This is a genomic window from Streptomyces sp. NPDC005722 (assembly GCF_040630935.1).
Taxonomy (GTDB): domain Bacteria; phylum Actinomycetota; class Actinomycetes; order Streptomycetales; family Streptomycetaceae; genus Actinacidiphila.
Window position 1 is genome coordinate 67,770 of the sequence record NZ_JBEXYN010000013.1, and the last position, 22,789, is coordinate 90,558.

General features: G+C 72.0%; 23 protein-coding genes and 1 pseudogene. 21 read left to right on the top strand and 3 right to left on the bottom strand.

Features of this window, described 5'->3' with window-relative positions; genetic code table 11:
* Window positions 1–41 precede the first annotated feature (41 nt).
* Window positions 42–341: a DUF4229 domain-containing protein gene (locus tag ABZ479_RS17320; RefSeq protein ID WP_499606465.1), complete on the top strand. Its 300-nt coding sequence runs from the start codon at window positions 42–44 to the stop codon at window positions 339–341.
* 21 nt (window positions 342–362) lie between these two features.
* Here ABZ479_RS17320 and ABZ479_RS17325 read toward each other — a convergent pair whose 3' ends face one another.
* Both ABZ479_RS17325 and ABZ479_RS17330 read right to left on the bottom strand, forming a co-directional pair.
* Window positions 363–1,226: a MaoC/PaaZ C-terminal domain-containing protein gene (locus ABZ479_RS17325; protein ID WP_500462402.1), complete on the bottom strand. Its 864-nt coding sequence runs from the start codon at window positions 1,224–1,226 to the stop codon at window positions 363–365.
* Between the two features lie 425 nt (window positions 1,227–1,651).
* Window positions 1,652–1,855 carry a cold-shock protein gene (locus ABZ479_RS17330; RefSeq protein WP_354796699.1) on the bottom strand — a complete coding sequence of 68 codons (204 nt, stop codon included), beginning with the start codon at window positions 1,853–1,855 and terminating at the stop codon, window positions 1,652–1,654.
* Between the two features lie 342 nt (window positions 1,856–2,197).
* On the opposite strand from ABZ479_RS17330, the gene ABZ479_RS17335 reads away from it, so the two are divergent.
* The 9 genes and pseudogenes from ABZ479_RS17335 to ABZ479_RS17375 all read left to right on the top strand — a co-directional run bounded on the left by ABZ479_RS17335 (window position 2,198) and on the right by ABZ479_RS17375 (window position 10,426).
* Complete coding sequence (locus ABZ479_RS17335; RefSeq protein ID WP_500462481.1) at window positions 2,198–3,034, top strand: menaquinone biosynthetic enzyme MqnA/MqnD family protein; 837 nt, start codon at window positions 2,198–2,200, stop codon at window positions 3,032–3,034.
* Between the two features lie 150 nt (window positions 3,035–3,184).
* Complete coding sequence (locus ABZ479_RS17340) at window positions 3,185–4,870, top strand: serine/threonine-protein kinase (RefSeq protein ID WP_500462403.1); 1,686 nt, start codon at window positions 3,185–3,187, stop codon at window positions 4,868–4,870.
* Window positions 4,871–4,921: 51 nt separating this feature from the next.
* Window positions 4,922–6,121 carry a cyclic dehypoxanthinyl futalosine synthase gene (gene mqnC, locus ABZ479_RS17345; RefSeq protein WP_499606366.1) on the top strand — a complete coding sequence of 400 codons (1,200 nt, stop codon included), beginning with the start codon at window positions 4,922–4,924 and terminating at the stop codon, window positions 6,119–6,121.
* 11 nt (window positions 6,122–6,132) lie between these two features.
* The gene (locus tag ABZ479_RS17350; RefSeq protein ID WP_500462404.1) at window positions 6,133–6,537 is read left to right on the top strand and encodes a hypothetical protein; all 405 of its coding nucleotides are present in this window, start codon (window positions 6,133–6,135) and stop codon (window positions 6,535–6,537) included.
* A gap of 89 nt (window positions 6,538–6,626) precedes the next feature.
* Window positions 6,627–7,316, top strand: a complete 690-nt coding sequence (locus ABZ479_RS17355) for a demethylmenaquinone methyltransferase (RefSeq protein ID WP_500462405.1) — start codon at window positions 6,627–6,629, stop codon at window positions 7,314–7,316.
* Between the two features lie 39 nt (window positions 7,317–7,355).
* Window positions 7,356–8,726: pseudogene (locus tag ABZ479_RS17360) on the top strand (geranylgeranyl reductase family protein); the annotation flags it as partial.
* A 170-nt stretch (window positions 8,727–8,896) separates the two neighbouring features.
* On the top strand, window positions 8,897–9,361 hold the full coding sequence (locus ABZ479_RS17365) for a helix-turn-helix domain-containing protein (protein ID WP_500462406.1): 465 nt from the start codon (window positions 8,897–8,899) through the stop codon (window positions 9,359–9,361).
* Window positions 9,354–9,713: a DUF4180 domain-containing protein gene (locus tag ABZ479_RS17370; RefSeq protein ID WP_500462407.1), complete on the top strand. Its 360-nt coding sequence runs from the start codon at window positions 9,354–9,356 to the stop codon at window positions 9,711–9,713. Before ABZ479_RS17365 ends, ABZ479_RS17370 begins: the two co-directional genes overlap by 8 nt.
* 302 nt (window positions 9,714–10,015) lie before the next feature.
* Window positions 10,016–10,426, top strand: a complete 411-nt coding sequence (locus ABZ479_RS17375) for a hypothetical protein (protein ID WP_500462408.1) — start codon at window positions 10,016–10,018, stop codon at window positions 10,424–10,426.
* Window positions 10,427–10,678: 252 nt separating this feature from the next.
* Here the strand turns inward: ABZ479_RS17375 and ABZ479_RS17380 are convergent, their stop codons facing one another.
* Window positions 10,679–11,467, bottom strand: a complete 789-nt coding sequence (locus tag ABZ479_RS17380; RefSeq protein ID WP_500462409.1) for a C40 family peptidase — start codon at window positions 11,465–11,467, stop codon at window positions 10,679–10,681.
* Between the two features lie 555 nt (window positions 11,468–12,022).
* Between ABZ479_RS17380 and ABZ479_RS17385 the strand changes: the two genes are divergently transcribed.
* The 11 genes from ABZ479_RS17385 to nuoK are packed head-to-tail and all read left to right on the top strand — an operon-like array spanning window position 12,023 to window position 22,782.
* Entirely contained in the window at window positions 12,023–12,382 is a 360-nt protein-coding gene (locus ABZ479_RS17385) for an NADH-quinone oxidoreductase subunit A (protein ID WP_018558791.1), read from the top strand.
* Window positions 12,383–12,397: 15 nt separating this feature from the next.
* Window positions 12,398–12,952, top strand: a complete 555-nt coding sequence (locus tag ABZ479_RS17390) for a NuoB/complex I 20 kDa subunit family protein (RefSeq protein WP_018558792.1) — start codon at window positions 12,398–12,400, stop codon at window positions 12,950–12,952.
* The gene (locus ABZ479_RS17395) at window positions 12,949–13,686 is read left to right on the top strand and encodes an NADH-quinone oxidoreductase subunit C (protein ID WP_499606373.1); all 738 of its coding nucleotides are present in this window, start codon (window positions 12,949–12,951) and stop codon (window positions 13,684–13,686) included. Before ABZ479_RS17390 ends, ABZ479_RS17395 begins: the two co-directional genes overlap by 4 nt.
* The gene (locus tag ABZ479_RS17400; protein WP_500462410.1) at window positions 13,683–15,017 is read left to right on the top strand and encodes an NADH-quinone oxidoreductase subunit D; all 1,335 of its coding nucleotides are present in this window, start codon (window positions 13,683–13,685) and stop codon (window positions 15,015–15,017) included. Before ABZ479_RS17395 ends, ABZ479_RS17400 begins: the two co-directional genes overlap by 4 nt.
* A gap of 26 nt (window positions 15,018–15,043) precedes the next feature.
* Window positions 15,044–15,868 carry an NADH-quinone oxidoreductase subunit NuoE gene (gene nuoE / locus ABZ479_RS17405; protein ID WP_500462482.1) on the top strand — a complete coding sequence of 275 codons (825 nt, stop codon included), beginning with the start codon at window positions 15,044–15,046 and terminating at the stop codon, window positions 15,866–15,868.
* Window positions 15,869–15,870: 2 nt separating this feature from the next.
* Window positions 15,871–17,202, top strand: a complete 1,332-nt coding sequence (gene nuoF, locus ABZ479_RS17410; RefSeq protein WP_499606468.1) for an NADH-quinone oxidoreductase subunit NuoF — start codon at window positions 15,871–15,873, stop codon at window positions 17,200–17,202.
* The gene (locus ABZ479_RS17415) at window positions 17,199–19,700 is read left to right on the top strand and encodes an NADH-quinone oxidoreductase subunit G (protein ID WP_500462411.1); all 2,502 of its coding nucleotides are present in this window, start codon (window positions 17,199–17,201) and stop codon (window positions 19,698–19,700) included. Before nuoF ends, ABZ479_RS17415 begins: the two co-directional genes overlap by 4 nt.
* The gene (gene nuoH, locus ABZ479_RS17420; protein WP_500462412.1) at window positions 19,697–21,034 is read left to right on the top strand and encodes an NADH-quinone oxidoreductase subunit NuoH; all 1,338 of its coding nucleotides are present in this window, start codon (window positions 19,697–19,699) and stop codon (window positions 21,032–21,034) included. The genes ABZ479_RS17415 and nuoH overlap by 4 nt, the downstream gene beginning before the upstream one ends.
* Window positions 21,027–21,683: an NADH-quinone oxidoreductase subunit NuoI gene (gene nuoI, locus ABZ479_RS17425; RefSeq protein WP_500462413.1), complete on the top strand. Its 657-nt coding sequence runs from the start codon at window positions 21,027–21,029 to the stop codon at window positions 21,681–21,683. Before nuoH ends, nuoI begins: the two co-directional genes overlap by 8 nt.
* Window positions 21,680–22,486: an NADH-quinone oxidoreductase subunit J gene (locus ABZ479_RS17430; protein WP_500462414.1), complete on the top strand. Its 807-nt coding sequence runs from the start codon at window positions 21,680–21,682 to the stop codon at window positions 22,484–22,486. The genes nuoI and ABZ479_RS17430 overlap by 4 nt, the downstream gene beginning before the upstream one ends.
* The gene (nuoK, locus tag ABZ479_RS17435; RefSeq protein WP_018558801.1) at window positions 22,483–22,782 is read left to right on the top strand and encodes an NADH-quinone oxidoreductase subunit NuoK; all 300 of its coding nucleotides are present in this window, start codon (window positions 22,483–22,485) and stop codon (window positions 22,780–22,782) included. The genes ABZ479_RS17430 and nuoK overlap by 4 nt, the downstream gene beginning before the upstream one ends.
* Window positions 22,783–22,789 lie beyond the last annotated feature (7 nt).

Genomic DNA, 22,789 nt, shown 5'->3' on the forward strand with positions numbered 1-22,789 from the left:
CGAAGGAAGTGGCAACGACCGTGAGCTGGAAGCCGAGCCCCATGCTGCGCTACTCCCTGATGCGTCTCGGCCTGTTCGCGGCCTGCTTCCTGGTGATCTGGGGCCTGGTCTACGTCCGCGTGCTCCCCTCCGGGCTCGGCGACTCGAACCTGCTGTGGGTGATGCTGCTCGCGCTGGTGATCAGCGCGCCGCTCAGCTTCGTGGTGCTGCGCGGGGTGCGTGAGGAGGCGTCCGTGCAGGTCTCCGCGCGGGTGGAGCGCACGAAGGCGAACCTCGCGGCCAACGCGGCGCAGGAGGACGAGGCGGACGACGCCTCGCGCGCGGCGGCGCAGAGCAGCTGACGCACCCGGGCGGGCCGGCCCTCAGGGGCCGACCGTACCGGTGAGGTGGAGCCGTCCCGCCGAGCGCACGGCGAAGCTGCGCGTCTCGCCCGGTCCGGAGGCGTCGGCGCCCGAGGCCACGTAGGTGACGGTGGCGGGCAGCAGGACGGGGGCCTTGAACTCGGCCCGCAGGGTGACCGTTTCGGCGCCCGCGGGGACGGCCTCCGCGGCGCAGCGGGCGACGGTCCACATCCCGTGGGCGATGGCGCGCGGGAAGCCCAGCGGCCGTGCGGTCAGCGGGTGGAGGTGGATCGGGTTCCAGTCGCCGGAGACGGCGGCGTGCCGCCGCCCGAGGCCGGCGGGGAGCCGCCACTCCGCCACGACGGACGGTTCCACGTCCACGTCCACGTCCGCGTCCGTGTACGCGGCGGCCGGCGGGCCGCCGCCGGTCGCGCCGCCCGTGCGGGTCCGGGCGAGGTAGCCGCTGCGGTCCCGCCAGACGACCTCGCCGTCGAGGGACGCCTCCGTGACGATCACGACCTCCACGCCGCGCCGGTGGGGGCGCAACTCCTCGGCGTGGACGGTGATGCCGGGCCGGTCGCCGCGCAGGAGCGGCCGCCGCTGGACGATCTCGATCCATGTGTGCACCAAGCCGAGCAGCGGCAGCGGGAAACTCCGCCGGGCCATCAGCCGGGCGGCCGGCGGGAAGCCGAGGACGTGCGGGTACGTCAGGGGCAGCCCGGTCCCGGGCGGGAAGCCGCACACCTCGGCGTACGCGGCGAGCCGCCGGGGGTCCACCCGGACGGCAGGAACGGTCAGCCGGTCGGCGGGCAGCGGCGCGTCGGCGGCCGGGCGCTTGCCGGCCCCGGTCAGTGCGCCTCGGGCGAGGGTGAGCAGCAGGGGCATCGTGGGTTCCCGCGGGGTCGGTGGGGCGGTCGTGGACGTGCGGCGTACGGGCGCCGGGTGGGACGTACGGCGGACTCCGCAGCGGCGGCCTCCTCGCGGCGTCCGGCCGCCGCGCCACCCGGCGGCGACGTCACCGGGGGCAATGCGCGCGAACGCCGCCGTGGCGGACCGCCCGGGCGAATTCCCGCCATTTCCCGCGCCGGATCCATAGGCCGCTCGCGCCGCCGGCCGAATTGCCGGGGCATTCGCGCCGTTCCACCCGCTCATGAAACGTTGCAGCGCGATTCGGCGCAGCCGACTTCGCACACGGGAGCGAATTGCCCGCGCCCTGATCCTGACGGACGCGCCGCAAAAGGCAGGAGCCCCGCACGACGGTGCGGGGCTCCTTGGGTACTGCTCGTCGGTTACTGCGCGTCAGTCCGCGATCAGGCGGGGGAGACGTTCTCCGCCTGCGGGCCCTTCGGGCCCTGGGTGACGTCGAAGGTCACCGCCTGGTTCTCCTCCAGCGAACGGAAGCCGGAGGCGTTGATCGCGGAGTAGTGGACGAAGACATCGGGGCCGCCGCCGTCCTGGGCGATGAAGCCGAAGCCCTTCTCGGCGTTGAACCACTTGACGGTTCCGGTAGCCATAAGCCCTCCTTGGGCCAAAGGGTTGCCCTGCTCCAGAACCTGCCCTGCTCACTGCAAGAAGTCTGAAAACTACAAAAGCCCGCGGTCACATGCTCCGCAGGCTCTGTACTGCAAGGGAAACCAAACTGCAACTTGCGACGACAGTAGCACGGAGCATCTGCGCCGGGGAAGAGCGACAAGATCGGATTTCACAAGTGCCGCGCGGCGCCCCGGCGCGGGGTTCCTCCGGCGCCCGGCCGGAGGCCGCCCGGCGTGGGGGACGGGGCCCGCCGGAAGTTCCGGGGAGCGGGGGTCTAGCCTCCTGATGTGGACAAATCTGCGCCTCTTCCATCCGCCAGTGGTGTGCGCCGGACCCGGCCCCGCGTCGGGCACATCCAGTTCCTGAACTGCGTGCCCCTTTACTGGGGACTCGCCCGAACGGGTGCCCTGCTCGACCTGGAGCTGACCAAGGACACCCCCGAGAAGCTCAGCGCCCAGCTCGTCTCCGGGGAGCTGGACGTCGGCCCGATCACCCTCATGGAGTACCTCCGGCACGCAGAGGACCTGATCGCGCTCCCGGACATCGCCGTCGGCTGCGACGGCCCGGTGATGTCCTGCGTGATCGTGAGCCAGGTCCCGCTGGGCGCCCTGGACGGCGCCCGGGTCGCCCTCGGCTCCACCAGCCGCACCTCGGTCCGCCTGGCCCAGCTGATGCTCGCCGATCAGTACGGGGTCGAGCCCGAGTACTACACCTGCCCGCCCGACCTCTCGCTGATGATGCAGGAGGCCCAGGCCGCCGTCCTGATCGGGGACGCGGCGCTGCGCGCCTCGCTGCACGACGCGCCGCGGCTCGGCCTGGAGGTCCACGACCTCGGGCTGATGTGGAAGGAGTGGACCGGGCTGCCGTTCGTCTTCGCCGTCTGGGCCGCCCGCCGCGACTACCTGGAGGCCCGTCCCGGTGTGGTGCACGAGGTGCACCGGGCCTTCCTCTCCTCCCGCGACCTGAGCATGGAGGAGGTGGAGAAGGTCGCCGAGCAGGCGGCCCGCTGGGAGTCCTTCGACGCCCACACCCTCCAGCGCTACTTCACCACCCTGGACTTCTCGCTCGGTCCCGAGCAGCTCACCGGCATCGCCGAGTTCGCCCGCCGGGTGGGCTTCCCGGAGCAGGCGCGCGTCGAGCTGCTGGGCGCCGGGGGCTGACCCCGTGGGCCGGCGGGCACCCCCCCCGCCGGCCCTGGCCCGTTCCCCGGGCCGACTACGATCGGCGGCGGCCCCCCGCTCCGGCTGGGGTGACCACGGCGGCCACGGGTACAACTCCACTGACCTTCCGCACCGGCGAGAGGCGCGCAGATGCAGCCCCTGCAAGCGAACGACCCCCCGTCGATCGGCCCGTACCGTCTGCTCGGCCGGCTGGGCGCCGGCGGGATGGGCCGGGTCTACCTGGGGCGCAGCCCCGGCGGCCGGACGGTGGCCGTGAAGGTGGTGCGCTCGGAACTCGCGGACGACCTGGAGTTCCGCACCCGCTTCCAGCGCGAGGTCGACGCCGCGCGCCGGGTCGGCGGTACGTGGAGCGCCCCGGTGCTGGACGCCGACACCGACTCGCCGGTGCCCTGGGTGGCCACCCGCTACGTCGCCGGTCCCGCCCTCTCCGAGGCCGTCGCCACCTTCGGCCCGCTGTCGCCGCAGGGCGTACGGGCGCTGGGCGCCGGGCTCGCCGAGGCGCTGGAGGCCGTGCACGGACGCGGCCTGGTGCACCGCGACATCAAGCCGTCCAACGTGCTGCTCTCGCTCGACGGCCCGGTGCTGATCGACTTCGGCATCGCCCGTGCCATGGACGCCACGGCCGCCCTGACCAGCAAGGGCGTGGTCGTCGGCTCGCCCGGCTACATGGCGCCCGAGCAGGTCACCGGAAGACCCACCGGCCCCGCCGCCGACATCTTCGCCCTCGGCGCGGTGCTGGCCTTCGCCGCGACCGGCCGCGGCCCCTTCACCGGGGACAGCGCGGCCGTCCTGCTCTACAAGGTCGCCCACGAGGAGCCCGAACTCGACGGCGTCCCCGACGAGTTGCGCCGGATCGCCGAGTCCTGCCTCGCCAAGGACCCGGAGGTGCGCCCGACGCCCCGCCGGCTCGCGGAACTGCTGGCGCCCGGCGGCGACGCCGCGTCGCTGGTGCGCGCCGGCTGGCTGCCGGCCCCGCTGACGGAGCGCCTCGGGCGGCAGGCCGTCGAACTGCTCGACCTCGAACCCACCCCGCACCCGGGCCCGGTGGCCCCGGGCAACGGCACCCCCGAGGGGAACGGCGGGGGACCGGCCGGCGGCCACGGCTCCTACGGCTCGCACCCCTCGTACGGGTCGTTCGGCCCGCCGCCCTCGCTGACCGCGCCCCAGGACGCGCCGCCGTTCGCCGCCACGCCGCCGCCCACGCCCGTCCCGGGCCGCCGGCGCGGCCGGGCCGCGGCGCTCGCCGCGACGGGGATCCTGCTCGTCGCGGCCGCCGTGACCCTGGCCCTCGTGCTGCCGGGACTCCTCGACGGCTCGAACCAGGCCAAGGGCGGGGAGCGCACCCCCTCGCGGAGCGCGGGGTCCGGGGACGGTTCCCCGTCCTCGACCACGGCCTCCTCGACCTCCTCCTCGACCACGTCCTCGACGCCGTCCTCGGGACCGCGCGTGGACGCCCTCCCCAAAGCCTTCGTCGGCACGTGGAAGGGCAGCACGGTCACCGCCGGCGGAGTACCGGGCACGATGGAGATCACCCTGCGCGAAGGCAAGGTCGGCGCGGTCGTCGGCCGCGACAAGAGCGTGCTGGACCTGCTCGGCCAGTCCTACGACTGCAGCGGCGACTGGAAGCTCGCCGAGGCCACGGAGAAGGGCGTCGTGCTCGACACCAGCGGCGGCACCAACCCGCATCCGGGGATCTGCTCCGACGGTTCGGCCGACGAGCGGTTCACCCTCAACGCGGACGGCTCCCTGCACTACCGCTCGGGCGACTCGCTGGCCGGTCAGCCGGAAGGGGACCTCAGGAAGCAGGGCGGCTGACCCCCTGGCGTAGGCTGGGCGGGTCCGTCACACCCCTCGGAAGGATGCCCGGTGAGCGAGAACGCCGACCTCCAGTCCGTCCTCGACCGTGCCGCCGACGGCGGCCGCATCACCCCCGAGGAGGCGCTCGACCTCTACCGTTCGGCACCCCTGCACGCCCTCGGCGCCGCCGCCGACGCCGTGCGCCGCCGCCGCTACGCCGGTACCGAGCACATCGCGACGTACATCATCGAGCGGAACATCAACTACACCAACGTCTGCGTGACGGCGTGCAAGTTCTGCGCCTTCTACGCCGCGCCCAAGGACACCGCCAAGGGCTGGACCCGGGACCTCGACGACATCCTGCGCCGCTGCGCGGAGACCGTCGAACTCGGCGGCACCCAGATCATGTTCCAGGGCGGCCACCACCCGGACTACGGCGTCGAGTACTACGAGAAGCACTTCAGCGCCATCAAGCAGGCCTTCCCGCAACTGGTCATCCACTCCCTCGGCGCCTCCGAGGTCGAGCACATGGCCCGCATCTCCAAGGTGACGGTGGAGGAGGCCATCAGCCGCATCCACGCCGCGGGCCTGGACTCCTTCGCGGGCGCCGGCGCCGAACTGCTGCCGGCCCGGCCGCGCAAGGCGATCGCCCCGCTCAAGGAGAGCGGCGAGCGCTGGCTGGAGATCATGGAGACCGCGCACAAGCTGGGTGTGGAGTCGACCTCCACCATGCTGATGGGCACCGGCGAGACCAACGCCGAGCGCATCGAGCACCTGCGCATGATCCGCGACGTCCAGGACCGTACGGGCGGCTTCCGCGCCTTCATCCCGTACACCTACCAGCCCGAGAACAACCACCTGAAGGGCCGGACCCAGGCCACGCTCTTCGAGTACCTGCGGATCATCGCCATCGCGCGGGTCTTCCTGGACAACGTCGCCCACATCCAGGGTTCCTGGCTCACCACCGGCAAGGAGGTCGGCCAGCTGTCGCTGCACTACGGCGCCGACGACCTCGGCTCGGTGATGCTGGAGGAGAACGTGGTCTCCTCGGCCGGCGCCAAGCACCGCTCCAACCGCATGGAGCTGATCCACCTGATCCGCGCCGCCGGCCGGGTCCCCGCGCAGCGCGCCACCACCTACGAGCACCTCGTCGTCCACGACGACCCGGCGAACGACCCGGTGGACGACCACGTCGTCTCCCACCTGTCGTCGACCGCCATCGAGGGCGGCACGGCGCACCCGGAGCTGAAGCTGCTCAGCACCTCCTGACCGCGCCACCGATGCTGACGATCCATTCCGGGACCGACGGCACCGCCCTGCTCGTCGACGGCGGCCTCCTCGCCGCCATCGGCCCGCAGGACGCGCTGCTGGCCGGCCACCCGGGCGCCCGGGTACGGAACTGGCCCGGTGCGCTGCGCCCGGGCCTGACCCACGAGGGCGCGCTGCCACCCGCCCCCACCCCGCGCGAACGCGTGCACGCCCTGCTGCTGCGCGGGGTCACCGCCGTCGCCACCGCCCCCGACGACCCCGCGCTGCGCTCCGCGCTGGACCGCAGCGGCCTGCTGCCGGTGCGCCGGGCCCCGTCCCTGGAGCCGGGCGCCCGGGCGGACTTCGCCGTCTTCGACGAGCACGGCACCTGCCTGGCCACCGTCGTCGCCGGGCGGCTCCTGCACCGCAGGGCCTGACCGGCCGCGCGGGTCGTGCCGTACGGCGTTCCACGACCGCGGCGGGGCCCCTGCGCGGGGTACGGGGACGCCGGGTGAACAATGGGGAGGTGACCCGAGCCTCCCTGGACAAGCAGCCGCACGAAGTCGCCGCGATGTTCGACGACGTCGCCGCCAACTACGACCTGACCAACGACGTGCTGTCGCTCGGCCAGGACCGCCGCTGGCGCAAGGTCGTCGCGCAGTCCCTCGCCGTACGTCCCGGCGAGCGCGTGCTGGACCTCGGCGCCGGCACGGGGACCTCCTCCCTGCCGTTCGCCGGCGCGGGCGCCCGGGTCGTGCCCTGCGACTTCTCCCTGGGCATGCTGCGCGAGGGCAAGCGCCGCCACCCCTTCCTCCCGCTCACCGCGGGCGACGCGACCCGGCTGCCGTTCGCCGACGGGGTCTTCGACGCCGTCACGATCTCCTTCGCGCTGCGCAACGTGCACGACACCGACGCCGCGCTGCGCGAGATGCTGCGGGTCACCCGGCCCGGGGGCCGCGTCGTCATCTGCGAGTTCAGCCACCCCACCTGGGCGCCGTTCCGCACGGTCTACACCGAGTACCTGATGCGCGCCCTCCCGCCGGTCGCCCGGGCGGTCAGCAGCAACCCCGACGCGTACGTGTACCTGGCCGAGTCCATCCGCGCCTGGCCCGACCAGCCCGGCCTCGCCGGGCGCCTGCAGAAGGCCGGATGGTCGAAGGTCGCCTGGCGCAACCTGTCGGGCGGCATCGTGGCGCTGCACCGCGCGGTGCGCTGAAGGCGGGCCGCCCGGCCCGTCCGCGGAGGGGGCCCATAGACTGCTCGGGGTCCGGTCCGGCCGCCGCCGGCGGCCGGAGCCAGGCCCGCAACAGCCCACAGCAGCGAGGAGTGCCGCACTGTGACCGAGACCGCCGCTTCGGAACGCAGCGCCGATGTGATCGTCGTCGGTGCCGGTCCCGCCGGTTCCACGACGGCCTACTACCTGGCGAAGGCGGGACTCGACGTCCTGCTGCTGGAGAAGACCGCCTTCCCGCGCGAGAAGGTGTGCGGCGACGGCCTGACGCCCCGGGCGACCAAGCAACTGGTCGCGATGGGCATCGACATCTCCGAGGAGGCCGGCTGGCTGCGCAACAAGGGCCTGCGCATCATCGGCGGCGGCGTCCGGCTGCAGCTGGACTGGCCGGACCTGGCCTCGTTCCCGGACTACGGCCTGGTGCGCAGGCGCGAGGACTTCGACGAACTCCTCGCCCGCCAGGCGCAGAAGGCCGGCGCCCGGCTCTACGAGCGCTGCAACGTCGGCGCCCCGATCCGTGACGAGCGCACCGGCCGCATCACCGGCGTCGAGGCCAAGCTGGGCGAGGAGAAGACCCCGGTCACCTTCCACGCGCCGCTGGTGGTCGCCGCTGACGGCAACTCCACCCGGCTCTCCCTGCAGATGGGGCTGCACCGCCGCGAGGACCGCCCGATGGGCGTCGCCGTCCGCACGTACTTCACCTCCCCGCGGCACGACGACGACTACCTGGAGTCCTGGCTGGAGCTGTGGGACCGGCGCGTCCCCGGCAACCCGCGGCTGCTGCCCGGATACGGCTGGATCTTCGGCATGGGCGACGGCACCTCCAACGTGGGCCTCGGCGTGCTCAACACCTCCGCCTCCTTCAAGGAGCTGGACTGGCGCGAGGTGCTGAAGGCCTGGTGCGCCTCGATGCCGGAGGACTGGGGCTACACCGAGGAGAACATGACCGGGCCGATCCGCGGCGCGGCGCTCCCGATGGCCTTCAACCGCCAGCCGCACTACACCAAGGGCCTGCTGCTGGTCGGCGACGCCGGCGGCCTCGTCAACCCGTTCAACGGCGAGGGCATCGCCTACGCGATGGAGTCCGGCCAGATCGCGGCCGACGTCATCGTCCAGGCGCACGCGCGCGGCACCGCGGCCCAGCGGGAGCTGGCGCTGCAGTCGTACCCGCGGATCCTGAAGGACACCTACGGCGGCTACTACACGCTCGGCCGGGCCTTCGTGAAGCTGATCGGCAACCCGAAGGTCATGAAGCTGGCGACCCAGCGCGGCCTGACGCACCCGATGCTGATGCGCTTCACGCTGAAGCTGCTGGCGAACCTCACCGACCCGTCGGGCGGCGACGCGATGGACCGCGTGATCAACGGTCTGTCGAAGGTGGCGCCGCGTTCCTGACCCCGGCATCCCGCTCGCCGCGCCGGCCCGTGCCGCACGGGCCGGCGCGGCTTTTTGCTGCGGTGAGACCGGAGGGAGCCGGACGCGCGGAGGCGCGCGGAGGCGTGCGGGGGCGCGTGGGGGTACGCATACATCCCTGTCCTTACCTTCACGGGGTAGGATGCGGCACTATGGAGAGGGAATGGCTGTCCGTCGAGCAGGTCGCGGACCGGCTGGGACTGCACGTGCGCACCGTCCGCGGCTACATCCGCGACGGCCGGCTCAAGGCCGTGCGCATCGGCAAGCAGTACCGCGTCGCCCGGGCCGACCTGGAGGCCCTCACCGGCGCGCCGGCGGCCGCCGCCCGGCAGCGGGTGGAGGTCTCGGCCATCGTCGAGGTGGACGGCATCGGGCCGGCCGCCGCCGACCGCCTCGGGACCCTTCTCGTGGCCGGTGCCCAGATGGCGCGGGACCCCCACGAGTTGGCCCGGGTCCGGATCGCGTACGACGACGAGCGCTCGCGGCTGAAGGTCGTGGTGCTCGGCGGTGCCGCGGCGACGGCGGACGTCCTGCGCACCATCGACGACGTCATGGGAGGGGGGAACGACATGTTCCCGGAGGAGCACACCGAGGACCCGGAGGCGGGCCGTGGCTGACGTGGTGACCGAGCGGCGGGGCGTGCCCGTCCTCGTCTGCGGCGAGGACGGCGCGAGGATCTCCGGCGTCCAGGACGCGCTCGACGTGATCGGATCGGCCTACCACCGGGCGGACGTGGTGGCCGTCCCCGTCGCCCGCCTGGACGAGCGGTTCTTCGTCCTGCGGTCGGGCCTCGCGGGGGAGGTCCTGCAGAAGTTCGCCAACTACGGCGTCCGGCTCGTCGTCGTGGGCGACGTCTCGGCCCACACGGCGGCCGGCACGGCCTTCCGGGACCTGGTCCGCGAGTGCAACCGGGGCGACCGCACCTGGTTCGTCGACGACCTCGAAGCGCTCGACGCCCGCCTCGGCTGACCGGTCGCCGGCCGGCCCCGGGAGGCGAACCCCGCCCGGTGCGGCGCCCGTTGTCCCGTTGGGCGGCGCTGCGTACCGGGCGGGGTGGTGAACTCCCTCTCCCGGATGGCCGGTTCGCGCGGGCCGGGGTGGAGGGGCGCGGGCGGGGCGGGCCGCCGGTCCTTTGACATCGATGTCGTTGACATCGATGTCAGATGCGCCTGCCCCGGAGTCAGCTCGCGCCCGAAATGCGGGATTTGAGGCGCTGTGCTCATACTTTTGATCACTGCTCGGGGATCCGTGATCAACAGAAGGGTGCAGACATGAGCACGCGTATAACCCAGGTCCTCGCCGCCGCGGCCGCTTCGTTCCTGCTCGCCGGAGGGGGCGTGCTCGCAGCCGGCCCGGCCTCCGCGGCCTCCGCGGACCACCGTGCGGGCGACCAGCGCGGTGACGACCGCCGGGACGGCGACCGTCGTGGTGACGACCGTCGTGGCGACGACCGGCGGGACGGCGACCGCCGCGGGGACGACCGCCGCGGGGACGACCGCCGCGGCGACGACCGGAGGGGCGACCGGCAGCGTCAGTGCTCGGTCGGTCTGGGCTCCTGGAAGCTGGAGTACCGCCCCGGACGCCTGGTGCGCGTGTCCAGCCACGGTCGCGTCAAATGGGTCCGCACGCCGGGCCAGTGGGTCAGGGTCTGGCACGGCGGAGGCCACGACTGCCGCCGGTGAACCCGTCGCCCGGAGCCCGGTCCCCCGCCACGGCGGAGCCGGGCTCCGGCGCGTGAGCCCCGTACGGGGCTCCCCGGTCGCCCGGCCCCGCGTGCGGTACCTCTCCTTGCGGCGGGGCCGGGCCCGGCCGCCTGCCGCGGGGCGCGGTGCGGCGGCCCCCCTCGCGGCGGCGGAGGACCGTACGCGGGTGCAACGGAGGAGGCCGCCGGCCCGGGTGCGGGCCGGCGGCCTCCGTGGGGACGGGGCCCGTGATCAGAGCACGCGGACGGCCGACGTCGGCATGTAGTTGGACATCTGCTGGATGACGACGCCCTTGCTCGGGTTCGCCGCGTCCAGGTACTGCCCGCCGCCGATGTAGACGGCCACGTGGTAGGCGGAGCCGACCCCGCCCCAGAAGAGGAGGTCGCCCGGCTGGACCGCGCTCACGGACACCGGGGTGCCGAACGTCGACTGCGCCTGCGAGGTGCGCGGCAGGTCGACGCCGATGGTGCGGAAGGCGGCCTGGGTGAGACCGGAGCAGTCGTACGCGCTGGGGCCCGTGGCGCCGTACACGTACGGCTTGCCGACCTGGGCCTTCAGGAACGCGAGGACGGAGGCGACGCTGCCCGTCGCGGAAGTGGAGGAGGAGGCGGCCAGCGCGGTGCGTCCGGCGGAGCGGGACGCGGTCGCGGTCTCGCGCGCCTCGGCGGCCTTGGCAGCGGCGCGCGACCGCGCGTCGGCGGCGGCCTTCTTCTTCTGTGCGGCCTTCATGGCCTCGGTGCGCGCCTGCGCGCGGGCGGCGTCCAGCTGCTGCTCGACGACGGTCTCGTCGACGGCGTCGGCGGCCTGCGCGGCGGAGGCGGCGGTGGAGAGGGCGGGGATGACGGGGATGCTCCCCGTGGTCGCCGGGTCGGCGGCCGAGGGCTCGGCGTTCGCCGGGGCGGACATTCCGGTCAGGGCGAGCGTTCCGATGACGCCGCCGGCGACTCCTGCGCGGCGCACCCAGTTGGGGCTCTGCGCGGCTCGTCGCCGGCGGCTTATATGCGAGGTCTGAAGGGACATGAAGACTTGGGTATCAGGCCAGGTCGGTTCCGTTCAACAAAAGTGTGATGCGCCACAGTTGGCTCACGACCAGTGGTATTGTCCCCTTTTTGATCTTCCTTATTCAGGACTATAGGGACACCCAAGTACAAATCCTCGTGCGCGCGTTCACGTGCCTCCGGTCGCCGTCAGCGCGCGGTTTCGCGGCTCACCCGCACGGGTGGGGAGGCGCTATCACGTCCCCCGACCCAGCTCCAATTTGCCTCGGCTCGCGGGTGCCTGATAGTGCGGCACCCCTGTTTACCAGCGGAAACGCAAGTAAATGTGACTTCTGGTGATCGTTTGGGATTACTGAGTGAGAAGATCACCGCTCATCCCCGTTCATGATCGTTCGACTGGTGGCAGAGATCACAAGGACCAGACTGAACCCCGTGTCGCAGATCACAGACCAGGAGGCATAGGATGCGGGCAGTCCGGGCTTGTGAACTGCCTCACATGGAGCGGATCCAGGTGGCACGGGGCGCACGTTCGGGCACGGTCCGTCATCAGTCATCGTCGACTGGAAGGAGCGGGGACGTGAATGCCTACGCGCCCATCCTCGTGCTGGGCGGCCTCGGGGCCGGCTTCGCGATCTTCTCCGTGGTCATGGCCTCCATCATCGGCCCGAAGCGGTACAACCGGGCCAAGTTGGAGGCGTATGAGTGCGGCATCGAGCCGACTCCGCATCCAGCCGGGGGTGGCCGTTTCCCGATCAAGTACTACCTGACGGCGATGCTCTTCATCGTCTTCGACATCGAGATCGTCTTCCTCTACCCCTGGGCCGTCACCTTCGACGCCCTCGGGGTCTTCGGGCTCGTCGAGATGCTCCTCTTCGTGCTCACGGTCTTCGTCGCGTACGCCTACGTCTGGCGTCGCGGCGGTCTGGAATGGGACTAGGGGCGGAGAATAGCCATGGGTATTGAAGAGAAGCTGCCGAGCGGGTTCCTGCTCACCTCCGTCGAGGCGGCGGCCGGCTGGGTCCGGAAGGCGTCGGTCTTCCCGGCCACCTTCGGCCTCGCGTGCTGCGCCATCGAGATGATGACGACCGGGGCCGGGAGGTACGACCTGGCCCGCTTCGGCATGGAGGTCTTCCGCGGGTCCCCCCGCCAGGCGGACCTGATGATCGTGGCCGGCCGGGTGAGCCAGAAGATGGCGCCCGTCCTGCGCCAGGTCTACGACCAGATGCCGAACCCCAAGTGGGTGATCTCGATGGGGGTCTGCGCATCGAGCGGCGGGATGTTCAACAACTACGCAATTGTGCAGGGTGTTGACCATGTGGTGCCTGTTGACATTTATCTCCCTGGATGTCCGCCGCGTCCCGAAATGCTGATGGACGCCATCCTCAAGCTCCACCAGAAGATCCAGCACAGCAAGCTCGGCGTGAACCGCGAAGAGGCCGCGCGCGAGGCGGAGGAAGCGGCGCTGAAGGCGCTGCCGACGATCGAGATGAAGGGGCTGCTCCGATGACGGATTCCCCGGACACCCCTAACCCGGACAAGGACGTCAACGCGGCCGGGCTGCCCGGTCAGCGCGGCGACCACGGGGAGGCGATCCGCGTCCAGCGCGGCATGTTCGGTGCCCGCAACGGCGGCGACACCTCCGGGTACGGCGGTCTGGTGCGCACGGTACGGCTGCCCGGTGCGGCGAGCCGTCCCTACGGCGGCTGGTTCGACGACGTCGCCGACGAGCTCGAGGGTGCCCTCGAGGAGCAGGGACTCGTCCCGGACAACGCGGTCGAGAAGGTCGTCGTGGACCGCGACGAGATCACCTTCCACGTCGCGCGCGAGCACCTGCCCCTGGTCGCCAGGACCCTGCGGGACGACCCCGCGCTGCGCTTCGAGCTCTGCACGGGCGTGAGCGGCGTCCACTTCCCGGAGGACAAGGGCCGCGAGCTGCACGCCGTCTACCACTTGCGCTCGATCACCCACAACCGGCTGATCCGGCTGGAGGTGAGCGTCTCCGACGCCGACCGGCACGTCCCGTCGCTCGTCGAGGTCTACCCGACCAACGACTGGCACGAGCGCGAGGCCTACGACTTCTTCGGCATCGTCTTCGACGGGCACCCCGCCCTGATGCGGATCATGATGCCGGACGACTGGCAGGGCCACCCGCAGCGCAAGGACTACCCCCTCGGCGGCATCGCCGTCGAGTACAAGGGCGCCCAGATCCCTGCTCCGGACCAGCGGAGGTCGTACTCGTGAGCACTCACCACGCACCCCAGCAGGCCGCGGAGCGGGAGACCACCGAGGGCCGGGTCTTCACCGTCACCGGCGGCGACTGGGACGAACTGGCCGAGACCGTCGGCAAGGCCGACGACGAGCGCATCGTCGTCAACATGGGCCCGCAGCACCCCTCCACCCACGGCGTGCTCCGGCTGATCCTCGAGATCGACGGCGAGACGGTCACCGAGGCCCGCTGCGGCATCGGCTACCTCCACACCGGCATCGAGAAGAACATGGAGTTCCGGACCTGGACCCAGGGGTCCACGTTCGTGACGCGCATGGACTACCTGACGCCGTTCTTCAACGAGACGGCGTACTGCCTGGCGGTGGAGAAGCTGCTCGGCATCACCGACGCGGTCCCGGACCGCGCCTCGGTGATCCGCGTGATGCTGATGGAGCTCAACCGCATCTCCTCGCACCTGGTGGCCATCGCCACCGGCGGCATGGAGCTCGGCGCCACCACGATCATGATCTACGGGTTCCGCGACCGCGAGATGATCCTGGACGTCTTCGAGCTGATCACCGGCCTGCGGATGAACCACGCCTACATCCGCCCCGGCGGCCTCGCCCAGGACCTGCCGCCCGGCGCCGTGGACCAGGTCCGCGAGGTCGTGAAGAAGTTCCGCAAGAACCTGCCCGAGTACGACAAGCTCGCCACCGGCAACCCGATCTTCAAGGCCCGCATGCAGGACGTGGGTTACCTGGACCTCGCCGGCTGCATGGCGCTCGGCGCCACCGGCCCGATCCTGCGCTCCACCGGTCTGCCGCACGACCTGCGCAAGTCGCAGCCGTACTGCGGCTACGAGAACTACGAGTTCGAGGTGCCGACCGTCGACACCTGCGACTCCTACGGGCGGTTCCTGCTCCGCCTGGAGGAGATGCGGCAGTCGCTGGACATCGTCGAGCAGTGCCTGGACCGGCTGCAGCCCGGCCCGGTCATGGTCGCCGACAAGAAGATCGCCTGGCCCGCGCAGCTCGCCCTCGGGCCGGACGGGCTCGGCAACTCGCTCGACCACATCAAGAAGATCATGGGCACCTCCATGGAGGCCCTGATCCACCACTTCAAGCTGGTGACCGAGGGCTTCCGGGTCCCGGCCGGCCAGGCGTACGTCGCCGTCGAGTCCTCCAAGGGCGAACTCGGCGTCCACGTGGTCAGCGACGGGGGCACCCGCCCCTTCCGCGTCCACTTCCGCGACCCGTCCTTCACCAACCTGCAAACCATGGCGGCGATGTGCGAGGGCGGCCAGGTCGCCGACGTCATCGTCGCGGTGGCGTCCATCGACCCCGTGATGGGAGGCGTCGACCGGTGACAGAGGTATCACTCGGCATCCCCGCGATGCCCGCGCCGGAGTACCCGGCCGACGTACGGCACCGGCTGGCCGAGGACGCGGCGAAGGTCATCGCGCGCTACCCCGGCAGCCGCAGCGCCCTGCTGCCGCTGCTGCACCTGGTGCAGGCGGAGGAGGGCCACGTCTCCCGCACCGGGGTGCGCTTCTGCGCCGAACAGCTCGGGCTGACCACGGCCGAGGTCACCGCGGTGGCCACCTTCTACTCGATGTACCGGCGGGGGCCCTCCGGCGAGTACCAGGTCGGGGTCTGCACCAACACCCTGTGCGCGGTCATGGGCGGCGACGCGATCTTCGAGGAGCTCAAGGAGCACCTCGGCGTGGGCAACGGCGAGACCACCGATGACGGCAAGATCACGCTGGAGCACATCGAGTGCAACGCGGCGTGCGACTTCGCCCCCGTGGTGATGGTCAACTGGGAGTTCTTCGACAACCAGGACCCCGCGTCGGCCAAGCGGCTCGTCGACGACCTGCGCGCCGGCCGCACCGTCGAACCCACCCGCGGCGCCCCTCTCTGCTCCTTCAAGGAGACGTCCCGGATCCTCGCCGGGTTCCCCGACGAGCGCCCCGGCGCCGTCGAGGCGACCGGCGGCGCCGGCCCCGCCTCGCTCGCGGGCCTGCGGCTCGCCCGCGGCGAGTCGCTGCCCGGCACCGGGGCCGGCGTGCCCCGGCAGACCTCCGCGCCGCCGCAGGACGAGACGCCCCCGGCCCACCCCAGCTCCCACGACGCCCCGTTGGACTCCGCGGTCTCCGACCCGGAGCACCCGGCGGGACCGGTCACGGAGCGCCCGACCGAAGGCGAGGAGGACCGGTGACCATGGTCGACTCGGCGGAGAAGGTACTGTCACCCGTTCTCTCGGCCTTCTGGGACGATCCGCAGTCCTGGACCCTCAAGACGTACCGTCGCCACGAGGGCTACGAGGGCCTGCGCAAGGCGCTGGCCCTGCCCCCGGACGACGTGATCGCCCTCGTCAAGGACGCCGGCCTGCGCGGCCGCGGCGGCGCGGGCTTCCCCACCGGGATGAAGTGGCAGTTCATCCCGCAGGGCGACGGCAAGCCGCACTACCTCGTCGTCAACGCGGACGAGTCGGAGCCCGGCACCTGCAAGGACATCCCGCTGCTCTTCGCCAACCCGCACTCGCTCATCGAGGGCATGGTGATCGCCTGCCACGCGATCCGCTCGAACCACGCCTTCATCTACCTGCGCGGCGAGGTCGTCCCCGTGCTGCGGCGGCTGCACCACGCGGTGGCCGAGGCGTACGAGGCGGGACTCCTCGGCAAGGACATCCTGGGCAGCGGCTTCGACCTGGAGCTGACCGTCCACGCCGGCGCGGGCGCCTACATCTGCGGTGAGGAGACCGCGCTGCTGGACTCCCTGGAGGGACGCCGCGGCCAGCCCCGGCTGCGTCCGCCCTTCCCGGCGGTCGAGGGTCTCTACGCCTGCCCGACGGTGGTCAACAACGTCGAGTCCATCGCCTCGGTGCCGTCGATCCTGCTCAAGGGCAAGGACTGGTTCCGCTCGATGGGCAGCGAGAAGTCCCCCGGCTTCACGCTCTACTCGCTCAGCGGCCACGTCGCCAACCCCGGCCAGTACGAGGCCCCGCTGGGCGTCACGCTGCGCCAGCTGCTGACCCTCAGCGGCGGCATGCGGCCCGGCCACAAGCTGAAGTTCTGGACCCCGGGCGGCTCCTCGACGCCGATGTTCACCGACGAGCACCTCGACGTCCCGCTGGACTACGAGGGCGTCGGCGCCGCGGGCTCCATGCTCGGCACCAAGGCGCTGCAGTGCTTCGACGAGACGACCTGCGTGGTGCGCGCCGTCACCCGCTGGACCGAGTTCTACGCCCACGAGTCCTGCGGCAAGTGCACCCCCTGCCGCGAGGGCACGTACTGGCTCGTCCAGTTGCTGCGCGACATCGAGGCGGGCAAGGGGACCCTGGCGGACCTCGACAAGCTCGCCGACATCGCCGACAACATCAACGGCAAGTCCTTCTGCGCCCTCGGCGACGGAGCGGCCAGCCCGATCTTCTCCTCCCTCCAGTACTTCCGCGACGAGTACGTGGAGCACCTGGAGGGCCGCGGCTGCCCCTTCGACCCGGCCAAGTCCACGGTCTGGGCCGACAAGTCTCACCTGGAGGTGAACGCGTGACCGTCACGACCAGCGCCGCCTCCGGTGAGGCGGCGGTGCCGCCCGAGGACCTGGTGTCCGTCAGCATCGACGGCGTCGAGATCTCCGTGCCCAAGGGCACCCTGGTGATCCGTGCCGCCGAGATGATCGGCATCGAGATCCCGCGCTTCTGCGACCATCCCCTCCTCGACCCCGTGGGCGCCTGCCGCCAGTGCATCGTCGAGGTGGAGGGCCAGCGCAAGCCGATGGCGTCCTGCACGATCACCTGCACCGACGGGATGGTCGTCAGGACCCAGCTCACCTCCGGCGTCGCGGACAAGGCCCAGCGCGGGGTGATGGAGCTGCTGCTCATCAACCACCCGCTGGACTGCCCGGTCTGCGACAAGGGCGGCGAGTGCCCGCTGCAGAACCAGGCGATGTCCGCCGGCCAGGCCGACACCCGCTTCGAGGGACGCAAGCGGACCTACGAGAAGCCGGTGCCGATCTCCACCCAGGTGCTGCTGGACCGCGAGCGCTGCGTGCTGTGCGCGCGCTGCACCCGCTTCTCGCAGCAGATCGCCGGCGACCCGATGATCGAGCTGCTGGAGCGCGGCGCGCTGCAGCAGGTGGGCACCGGAGAGGGCGACCCCTTCCAGTCGTACTTCTCGGGCAACACCATCCAGATCTGCCCGGTCGGCGCCCTGACCTCGGCGGCCTACCGCTTCCGGTCCCGGCCCTTCGACCTGGTCTCCTCGCCGAGCGTGTGCGAGCACTGCGCGGGCGGCTGCGCCACCCGTACCGACCACCGGCGCGGCAAGGTCATGCGCCGGCTCGCGCAGGACGACCCCGAGGTCAACGAGGAGTGGATGTGCGACAAGGGCCGCTTCGGGTTCCGCTACGCGCAGCGCCCCGAGCGGCTGACCACCCCGCTGGTCCGCGACGCCGACACCGGTGAGATGGAGCCGGCGAGCTGGCCCGAGGCCCTGGAGGCCGCGGCGCGCGGCCTCGCGGCGGCCCGCGGCCGGACGGGCGTGCTGACCGGCGGCCGGCTCACCGTCGAGGACGCGTACGCCTACGCCAAGTTCGCCCGCGTCGCCCTCGACACCAACGACGTCGACTTCCGGGCCCGTGTGCACTCCGCCGAGGAGGCCGACTTCCTGGCGTCCGTGGTGGCGGGCCGCGGACGGGACCTGTCCGGCGACGGCGTCACGTACACCCTGCTGGAGAAGGCCCCCGCCGTCCTGCTGGCCGGGCTGGAGGCCGAGGAGGAGGCGCCCGGCGTCTTCCTGCGGCTCCGCAAGGCCTGGCGCGGGCACAAGCAGCGCACCTTCGCGCTGGCCCCGTTCGCCACCCGGGGGCTGGAGAAGGCGGGCGGCACCCTGCTGCCCGCCGCGCCCGGCACCGAGACCGAGTGGCTGGACGCCCTCGCCGGCGGGGTGGGTCTGGACGGCAACGGCCTCACCGCCCACGAGGCGCTGCGCGAGGAGGGCTCGGTCGTCCTGGTCGGCGAGCGGCTGGCGGCCGTACCCGGCGCGCTGACCGCGGTCGTGCGCTTCGCGCAGGCGACCGGCGCCAACCTGGCGTGGATCCCGCGCCGCGCGGGCGAGCGCGGTGCCGTCGAGGCGGGCGCCCTGCCCGGGCTGCTGCCCGGCGGCCGCCCCGTCACCGACCCGCGGGCCCGCGACGAGGTCGCCGGGGTCTGGGGCGTGGCCACGCTCCCGTCCCGCCACGGCCGCGACACCGGCGAGATCCTGGAGGCGGCCGCGAGCGGCGAGCTCGGTGCGCTCGTCGTCGGCGGCGTCGAGCCGGCCGACCTGCCCGACCCGGCCCGGGCCCGCGCGGCCCTGGACGCGGTGGGCTTCGTGGTCAGCCTGGAGCAGCGTCCCGGCGAGGTCACCGACCGGGCGGACGTCGTCCTGCCGGTCGCCGCCGTCGCCGAGAAGGCCGGCACGTTCCTCAACTGGGAGGGCCGGGTGCGGCTCTTCGAGGCCGCGATCAAGCCCGGCCAGCAGGTCCAGCGCCACCAGTACCCGGACGCCCGGGTGCTGACCATGCTGGCCGACGCGATGGACGTCCCCCTCGGCCTCGCCGACGTCCGCTCGGCCCGCGCCGAGCTGTCCCGGCTCGCCCCGTACGAGGGCCCGCGCGCCGCGGCCCCGCAGGAGACCGGCCGTCAGCTGCCGAAGCCCGGCAGCGGCGAGGCGGTCCTCGCGGGCCACCGGCTGCTGCTCGACCAGGGCCTGCTGCAGCAGGGTGACGACGCCCTCGCCGGCACCCGCCACCCGGCGGTCGCCCGTCTGTCGGCGACCACCGCGAAGGAGATCGGCGTCGCCGACGGCGAGCCGCTGGAGGTGTCCGGTCCGCTGGGCACGGTCCGGCTGCCGCTGCAGGTGACGGCGATGGCCGACCGGGTCGTGTGGGTGCCCCTCAACTCGGCCGGCGGGGGAGTCGCCTCGGACACCGGTGCCCTGCCGGGCCAGGTCGTCCGGATCGCCCCGGCCGCCGTGGACGCCGCTGCCGCACCGGAGGTGACCCCGTGACGGGACTGACGACGCTCGCCGCCGAGGACCTGTCCCTGTTCGGACGGGACCCGTGGTGGCTGATCGCCATCAAGGCGGTCTTCTGCTTCGCGTTCCTGATGGTGACCGTGCTCTTCTCCATCGTGTGGGAGCGCAAGGTCGTCGCGTGGATGCAGCTGCGCATCGGCCCCAACCGGCACGGCCCCTGGGGCATGCTCCAGTCGCTCGCCGACGGCATCAAGCTGATGCTCAAGGAAGACCTGATCGTCAAGAAGGCCGACAAGGTCGTCTACGTGCTGGCCCCGATCGTGGCGGCCATCCCGGCCTTCATGGCGGTCGCGGTGATCCCGTTCGGCCCGGCGGGCAACGAGATCTCCATCTTCGGCCACCGCACGCCGATGCAGCTCACCGACCTGCCGATCGGCGTCCTCTACATCCTGGCCACCGCATCGGTCGGCATCTACGGCATCGTGCTGGCCGGCTGGTCCTCCGGCTCGACCTACCCGCTGCTCGGCGGACTGCGCTCCTGCGCGCAGATGATCTCGTACGAGATCGCGATGGGCGTCGCCTTCGCGTCGGTCTTCCTCTACTCCGGCTCGATGTCGACCTCGCAGATCGTCGCCCAGCAGGAGGACCGCTGGTACGTGCTGCTGCTGCCGGTGTCCTTCATCATCTACATCGGCACCATGGTCGGCGAGACCAACCGGGCGCCGTTCGACATGCCCGAGTCCGAGGGCGACCTGGTCGGCGGCTTCAACACCGAGTACTCCTCGATCAAGTTCGCGCTCTTCATGCTCGCCGAGTACGTGAACATGGTGACCGTCTCGGCCGTGGCCACCACGCTCTTCCTGGGCGGCTGGCGGGCCCCGTGGCCCATCAGCACCTTCTGGGAGGGCGCCAACCACGGCTGGTGGCCGCTGCTCTGGTTCGTGATCAAGGTGCAGCTGCTGCTCTTCTTCTTCATCTGGCTGCGCGGCACGCTGCCCCGCGTGCGCTACGACCAGCTGATGAAGCTGGGCTGGAAGGTCCTGATCCCGGTCTCGATGGTCTGGCTGATGCTGGTCGCCACCGTCCGGGCGCTGCGCAACGAGAACTACGACTTCCAGTCGATCGTGCTCTACGTCGGCGGCGGCGTGGTCCTGCTGCTCCTGGTCTCGCTGGTCTTCGACGTCTTCCGCGACCGCGGGGACAAGGCCAGGGAGGCGGCCGGGGAGGCCGGTCCGCAGGAGCCGTTCGACCCCATGGCGGGCGGGTTCCCCGTACCGCCGCTGCCCGGCCAGGAGCTGCCGCCCGTCCCGCGGCGGCCGTCCCGTGCGGAGCGTCAACTCGTAGGCAAGGAGGCCGACGATGCCTGAGTTCCTGGGCCCGGTAGCCGGCTTCGGCGTGACCTTCAAGGCCATGTTCAAGAAGCGGCTGACCGAGCAGTACCCCGAGGAGAAGAAGCCGACCGCGCCGCGGTTCCACGGCCGCCACCAGCTCAACCGGCATCCGGACGGGCTGGAGAAGTGCGTGGGCTGCGAGCTGTGCGCCTGGGCCTGCCCGGCGGACGCGATCTACGTCGAGGGCGCCGACAACACCGACGAGGAGCGCTACTCGCCGGGTGAGCGCTACGGCCGCGTCTACCAGATCAACTACGCCCGCTGCATCCTGTGCGGGCTCTGTATCGAGGCCTGCCCGACGCGCGCCCTGACCATGACCAACGAGTACGAGCTGGCCGACAGCAGCCGCGAGTCGCTGATCTTCACCAAGGAGCAGCTGCTCGCCGGCCTGGAGGAGGGCATGGTCGACAGCCCGCACGCGATCTTCCCGGGCATGGACGAGGGCGACTACTACCGCGGCGCGGTGACCCACGCGGCACCGGGCACCGAGCGCCAGGTCGCGGTCTCCAAGGGCGAGAAGCCGGACGAGACGGTGCCGGACGACCGGCGCGAGCAGGACGGTGCGGGCACGACGGTCCCCGCGACGGGCGGCACCGCCCCGGCCGGGACGGGAGGCGAGGCATGAACGGCCTGACCACGCTGACCACTGCGGCCGCGTACACCACCTCCACCGGGGAGGCGGTCCAGTTCTGGGTGCTGGGCACCGTCGCGGTGCTCGGCGCGCTCGCGACCGTGCTGATGAAGAAGGCGGTGCACAGCGCACTGTCGCTCGCCGGGACGATGATCGTCCTGGCGGTCTTCTACCTGGCCCAGGGCGCGTACTTCCTCGGCGTCGTCCAGATCGTCGTCTACACCGGCGCGATCATGATGCTCTTCCTCTTCGTCGTCATGCTGGTCGGCATCACCGCCGCCGACTCGCTCAAGGAGACGCTGAAGGGGCAGCGCTGGCTGGCCGCCGGAGCCGGCCTCGGCTTCGGGGCGCTGCTGGTCGCCGGCATCGCCAACGCCTCGCTCAAGAACTTCGAGGGGCTGGGCCGGGCCAACGCCGGAGGCAACGTCGAGGGACTCGCCTCGCTGATCTTCACCAAGTACGTGTGGGCCTTCGAGGTCACCGGCGCGCTGCTCATCACCGCCGCGATCGGCGCGATGGTCCTCACCCACCGCGAGCGCACCCAGGCCCGCGCCACCCAGCGCGAACTGGCCGAGCAGCGGGTGCGCGAGGGCAAGCAGGTCACCCCGCTCCCCGCGCCCGGCGTCTACGCCCGCAACAACGCGGTCGACGTCCCCGGCCTGCTGCCGGACGGCACGGTCTCGGAGCTCAGCGTCAGCCCGACGCTGCGCGGCCGCGGCCAGTACCGGGACGTGTCGGCGGAGTCGGTCGCCAAGGTCGCCGAGCTGGAACAGCGCTCCGAGGAGGCGTCGAAGTGAATCCGGTCAACTACCTGTACCTGTCGGCGCTGCTGTTCACCATCGGCGCGGCCGGGGTGCTGATCCGGCGCAACGCGATCATCGTCTTCATGTGCGTCGAGCTGATGCTGAACGCCGCCAACCTGGCGTTCGTCACCTTCTCCCGCATGCACGGCAACCTCGACGGCCAGATCATCGCCTTCTTCACGATGGTCGTGGCCGCCGCGGAGGTCGTCGTGGGCCTGGCGATCATCGTGACGATCTTCCGCTCCCGCCACTCGGCCTCGGTCGACGACGCCAGCCTGATGAAGCTCTAAGGGGTAG

Bases quoted from the DNA above. Each gene is read 5' to 3' on its own strand.
- ABZ479_RS17320 (WP_499606465.1), top strand. From the start codon at position 42: ATGCTGCGCTACTCCCTGATGCGTCTCGGCCTGTTCGCGGCCTGCTTC.
- ABZ479_RS17325 (WP_500462402.1), bottom strand. From the start codon at position 1,226: ATGCCCCTGCTGCTCACCCTCGCCCGAGGCGCACTGACCGGGGCCGGC.
- ABZ479_RS17330 (WP_354796699.1), bottom strand. From the start codon at position 1,855: ATGGCTACCGGAACCGTCAAGTGGTTCAACGCCGAGAAGGGCTTCGGC.
- ABZ479_RS17340 (WP_500462403.1), top strand. From the start codon at position 3,185: ATGCAGCCCCTGCAAGCGAACGACCCCCCGTCGATCGGCCCGTACCGT.
- ABZ479_RS17350 (WP_500462404.1), top strand. From the start codon at position 6,133: ATGCTGACGATCCATTCCGGGACCGACGGCACCGCCCTGCTCGTCGAC.
- ABZ479_RS17365 (WP_500462406.1), top strand. From the start codon at position 8,897: ATGGAGAGGGAATGGCTGTCCGTCGAGCAGGTCGCGGACCGGCTGGGA.
- ABZ479_RS17375 (WP_500462408.1), top strand. From the start codon at position 10,016: ATGAGCACGCGTATAACCCAGGTCCTCGCCGCCGCGGCCGCTTCGTTC.
- ABZ479_RS17380 (WP_500462409.1), bottom strand. From the start codon at position 11,467: ATGTCCCTTCAGACCTCGCATATAAGCCGCCGGCGACGAGCCGCGCAG.
- ABZ479_RS17390 (WP_018558792.1), top strand. From the start codon at position 12,398: ATGGGTATTGAAGAGAAGCTGCCGAGCGGGTTCCTGCTCACCTCCGTC.
- ABZ479_RS17395 (WP_499606373.1), top strand. From the start codon at position 12,949: ATGACGGATTCCCCGGACACCCCTAACCCGGACAAGGACGTCAACGCG.
- nuoE (WP_500462482.1), top strand. From the start codon at position 15,044: ATGCCCGCGCCGGAGTACCCGGCCGACGTACGGCACCGGCTGGCCGAG.
- nuoF (WP_499606468.1), top strand. From the start codon at position 15,871: ATGGTCGACTCGGCGGAGAAGGTACTGTCACCCGTTCTCTCGGCCTTC.
- nuoI (WP_500462413.1), top strand. From the start codon at position 21,027: ATGCCTGAGTTCCTGGGCCCGGTAGCCGGCTTCGGCGTGACCTTCAAG.
- ABZ479_RS17430 (WP_500462414.1), top strand. From the start codon at position 21,680: ATGAACGGCCTGACCACGCTGACCACTGCGGCCGCGTACACCACCTCC.